Source organism: Syntrophomonas sp. UBA5494 (genome assembly GCF_002426325.1).
This window is the reverse complement of record NZ_DIPG01000036.1, coordinates 10,355-14,965: the sequence shown is the minus strand read 5'-3', so window position 1 is coordinate 14,965 and position 4,611 is coordinate 10,355. Positions and strand designations below refer to the sequence as shown.

Sequence of the window (4,611 nt, the reverse complement as noted above, 5' to 3'; positions counted from 1 at the left end):
GAATCCCAACGCTGCCACGAATTATCAGATAGGCATGGAGAACAGCCGTTTCTCCTGCGGATCGGTTCAGTATGTGTGCCGGGAAGTTCGGGCTGTCATAATGAATAAGCTCAACCTGCGGGACCAGGATAATATAGTTATAATTTCAGGTGAGAGCATCGCGGTGGAAGCCGCCATTATCGCTGCTGAGGGCACTGTCATCGCTGTGGAATATGACCGCAGGGATTGGAATACCATGAAATGCAATGTTGAGAAATTTGGCCTGAGCAATGTGATAATCGTTGAGTCTCTGCAGGACGGCATCCTGGATGAGCTGCCGGTGCCGGACATAGCGTTTATTGTGGGTTCGCCGCGGATAGGCAGTGAAATAAAGAATCTGCTGGCCGTCAATCCGGCCATGGATTTTGTGATCTACACTTTGGACTTCGAAGTACTAACCTCTCTTCCGGCATTGTTTAAGGAAAACGGTCTGGAGCGCACGGAAGCAATCCATATAGAGGTATCGCGAGTCAACAGCAAAAAAATGGTGGAGCCGTTTCCGGCTCCCTGGCTGATCTCGGCCAAAAGCCTTAAGAGATAGCAATAACGATGCGCTCCGCTCCGGCCAGGCTGATAAATCTTAATATACGTTGGGAGTAGGGGCAGTTATGTGCTGTACTACAATTGACATCCATTCAGCGCAGTATAAACGATGCGGGGCGCGGCCGGCGGTAAGGCTGATTGCCTTGGCTGTATGCATCCTCTTTATTACCGCATCCCTGCTTTCAGCCGCTTTTATCCTGACCCATGCCAATCATGAGCACGATCACAATGGTGCGGACGGAAGCTGTGCGACCTGCACCCACATGATGGCTGCTGGGAATCTGCTCAAACAACTTTCCACGCCTTTGGCCGGCTCCGCGCTTGGGTTGGGGAGCCTGCTTGCCGTCCTTTCTGCTTTAGAGCATATTTCTTGCCATATAAGCTTTTATACCCTGGTCAGCTTAAAAGTCCGATTAAATAATTGAAATAACCTTCGTAAGGAAGTGTTGTGCCCGTTTGAGGGGTTGTTGCGCCTTTTTCAAGCGGCTGCCAGCGGTTCCTGGTATTTTTATGCCTACAGATAAAAATAAACGGAGGTTTTACTCATATGAAGCGATTTATTTTATTTATACTCGCGGTGCTGCTCGTCGCCGTGACCTTGACCGGTTGCGACGGATTCAACAAGCCCGCCGAAAATACCTTATCCACCGACGGCGAGAAGAATATCAGTGTCGTCGCCACGATTTTCCCGCCCTATGATTTTACACGCGAAATTACAGGAGACAAGGCCGACGTGACCATGCTCCTGCCCCCGGCTTCCGAAAGCCATTCCTTTGAGCCTACCCCGCAGGACATCATCAAAATCCAAAACTGCGATTTATTTCTCTATGTCGGCGGGGAATCCGACGAGTGGGTGAACGAGGTGCTGGAGTCGATGGACACCAGTAAAATGAAAATCGTTGCCTTGATGGATTGTGTAGAGGTCGTCGAGGAAGAAATCGTTGAAGGCATGGAAGAAGAGGAAGAGGAGGAAGAAGAACCTGCCGACTCCAATGAGCCTGAGGGGCCGGAATATGACGAGCACGTCTGGACTTCGCCCCAAAACTCGAAATTGATTGTTCAGAAAATATCCGCCGCCCTCTGCGAGGCTGATCCCGCAAATGCTTCCGCCTATCAGCAAAACACCGCGGCTTACCTGAGCGAACTGGATGAACTGGATGCGGCGTTCCAAGATGTGATGAATAACGCCAAGCGCAAAACCATCGTGTTCGGCGACCGTTTCCCCTTCCGCTACTTTGCGGATGCCTATGGGCTGGACTATTTTGCAGCTTTCCCCGGTTGTTCCGCGGAAACGGAATGCAGCGCCGCAACTGTGGCCTTCCTGATTGATAAGGTCAAAAATGAGAATATTCCCGTAGTATTCCACGTTGAGTTGTCAAACGGCAAAATCGCAAATACCATCAGTGAAGCGACCGGTGCTAAGGTGCTGTTGCTCCACGCCTGCCACAACATCTCCAAAACGGATTATGAAAGTGGAAAAAGCTACCTCGATTTGATGGCGGGCAACGTGGATGCCTTGAAGGAGGCATTGCAATAATATGGCTCTCATCACCTGCCGGGACGCTTCCTTTGCCTATGAAGGCAACATCGCCGTAAGCGGGCTGAATTTTGAAGTTCACAGCGGAGATTATCTTTGTATTGTGGGGGAGAACGGCTCGGGCAAAAGCACGCTCATCAAGGGCTTGCTGCGGCTGAAGGCCCCGCAGCAGGGAAGCGTCTTGATGGGTGATGGACTTCGAGCAAATGAAATCGGTTATCTGCCGCAGCAAACCGCCGCGCAAAAGGATTTCCCCGCCAGTGCTCATGAGGTGGTATTATCTGGACGGCTCAGCGCAAGGGGTATTCTGCCTTTTTATTCACGAACGGACAAAGCCGCAGTCAAGGAAAACCTCAAACGCCTCGACATATGGAATCTGCGAAACAGGTGCTACCGGGAATTATCCGGTGGCCAGCAGCAGCGGGTGCTGCTGGCACGGGCGCTCTGCGCGGCCCGAAAGGTACTGCTGCTGGATGAGCCGGTCGCCGGGCTTGACCCTGTGGTTACGCAGGAACTCTACCGGCTCATTGAAAAAATCAACCGTGAAACGGGCGAGACCATCATCATGGTCTCGCATGACATTCACGGCGCGATAAAATACGCCACCCATATCCTTCATTTAAAGAACAGGCAGGTGTTTTTCGGAAAAACAGAGGAATATGTGAACTCCAGTGTCGGCGCTGGATTTTTGGGAGGTGAGCGGAATGCTTAACACCTTGCTAGAGATGTTCTCCTATACCTTCCTGGTCCGGGCGGTCATTGTTGGTCTGCTGGTATCGCTCTGCGCGGCACTTTTAGGCGTGAGCCTGGTGCTGAAACGCTACTCTATGATTGGCGACGGGCTTTCCCATGTGGGATTTGGCGCTTTGGCCATTGCCACAGCGATGAACGCGGCGCCGCTGACGGTTTCCATTCCTGTCGTGGTGCTGGCTGCATTCCTGCTCCTGCGGATCAGCGAAAACAGTAAAATCAAGGGTGATGCCGCTATCGCGCTCATCTCTACAAGCTCGCTGGCGATTGGCGTTGTGGTCATATCCCTTACTACAGGCATGAATACGGACGTTTGCAATTATATGTTCGGCACCATTCTGGCCATGAGCAAGGACGATGTTGTTTTGAGCATCGTCCTGGCCATCGTGGTGCTTGCGCTTTTCATCCTGTTTTACAACAAAATATTCGCTGTCACGTTTGATGAAACATTCGCACAGGCCACCGGCGTGAAAACCGGGCTTTATAATATGCTTATCGCCTTCCTGACAGCGATTACCATTGTACTTGGCATGAGAATGATGGGGGCGCTGTTGATTTCCAGCCTCATCATTTTCCCCGCGCTCACCTCTATGCGGGTGTGTAAAAAGTTCAAGAGCGTGACCATATGCTCCGCCGCCGTTTCGGTGATATGCTTTTTTGCCGGCGTGGTCATTTCATACATCAAAGCAACGCCGACGGGCGCCAGCGTGGTCATTGTAAACATCGTCGTGTTCCTGGCATTCTGGGCGGCAGCAGCACTAAAAAAAAGAGGGGTGCGTACATGAAAAAGAAGATATTATGGATTTCCGTTTGTGTGATTCTTGCTCTGTCGGGCTGCCAGGGGCAATCGCCCGTGAATCAGAGTGAAAAAAACGGAAACGGCACACCGGCTGTGAATCTGACGGACAACAGCGTGCAGACAGCGGATTCCGATAACATTGAAGTTGACGACTCAACGGTTCAGGCCGCGAGTAAAGACGTTTTAGAAATAAAAGAGAAAATGTTCATTGCGCAAACCAATGACATCTACTTTAACGCCGAGGATTATATAGGCAAAACAATAAAATACCAGGGGATTTTCAGCATCTTTGAGGTTCCCGAAACCGGGGTGACATATTACTCTGTTATTCGCTATGGGCCCGGCTGCTGCGGGATTGACGCCAACGCCGGTTTTGAAGTGATTTGGAATAAAGACTACCCCAAACAGGACGACTGGGTTGAAGCCGTGGGGGTCCTGGAGGAATACGAGGAGGACGGAAACAAATATCTGCGGCTGGCTCTTACTTCGCTGACGGTGTTGCCTACGCGCGGCGCGGAATATGTTTCGCAATGACCCTTATGATCCAATGTAGTTTCAGGTGAAATTAACTTAATCGTCTCAAGCATTAGGCAGTGCTTTAAAATAGATATTATCATATATAAAAATATTATATACTTAATATAAAATATATTTAGAGTAGGAGGGCTCATGTCAAAATGAAAACCTATTATAATCCGGAAGATTTAGCTCAATTTGAGAACATGGGTGAAGACGCAAAAGTACTTTGGGAGAAATTCATAGCTTATTATAGCCAGGTATTTGCGGAGGGTGCGCTGACTGCCAGAGAAAAGGCTTTGATTGCTTTTGGAGTCGCTCATGCAGTACAATGCCCTTATTGCATCGATTCCTATACCAGAACATTATTGGAAATGGGTGTTAACCAGGAGCAGATGATTGAGGCCGTTCATGCAGCGGCGGCAAT

General features: G+C 50.0%; 6 protein-coding genes and 1 pseudogene. All 7 read left to right on the top strand.

What is annotated here, in order from left to right:
- Positions 1 to 580, top strand: a pseudogene (locus B3W37_RS03670) (precorrin-6B methylase); the annotation flags it as partial.
- 145 nt (positions 581 to 725) lie between these two features.
- Entirely contained in the window at positions 726 to 1,007 is a 282-nt protein-coding gene (locus tag B3W37_RS03665) for a hypothetical protein (protein WP_483174817.1), read from the top strand.
- Between the two features lie 122 nt (positions 1,008 to 1,129).
- A complete protein-coding gene (locus B3W37_RS03660) occupies positions 1,130 to 2,119 on the top strand; it encodes a metal ABC transporter substrate-binding protein (RefSeq protein WP_483171830.1) in 990 nt (329 codons plus the stop codon).
- 1 nt (position 2,120) lies between these two features.
- Positions 2,121 to 2,831 carry a metal ABC transporter ATP-binding protein gene (locus B3W37_RS03655; protein WP_483174816.1) on the top strand — a complete coding sequence of 237 codons (711 nt, stop codon included), beginning with the start codon at positions 2,121 to 2,123 and terminating at the stop codon, positions 2,829 to 2,831.
- Positions 2,824 to 3,654, top strand: coding sequence for a metal ABC transporter permease (locus B3W37_RS03650; RefSeq protein ID WP_483174815.1), 831 nt, complete (start codon positions 2,824 to 2,826; stop codon positions 3,652 to 3,654). The genes B3W37_RS03655 and B3W37_RS03650 overlap by 8 nt, the downstream gene beginning before the upstream one ends.
- A complete protein-coding gene (locus B3W37_RS03645) occupies positions 3,651 to 4,202 on the top strand; it encodes a TIGR03943 family putative permease subunit (protein ID WP_483171827.1) in 552 nt (183 codons plus the stop codon). The genes B3W37_RS03650 and B3W37_RS03645 overlap by 4 nt, the downstream gene beginning before the upstream one ends.
- Positions 4,203 to 4,345: 143 nt before the next feature.
- Positions 4,346 to 4,611, top strand: a 266-nt coding sequence (locus B3W37_RS03640; RefSeq protein WP_483174814.1) for an arsenosugar biosynthesis-associated peroxidase-like protein, incomplete at its 3' end; no start/stop codon positions are given.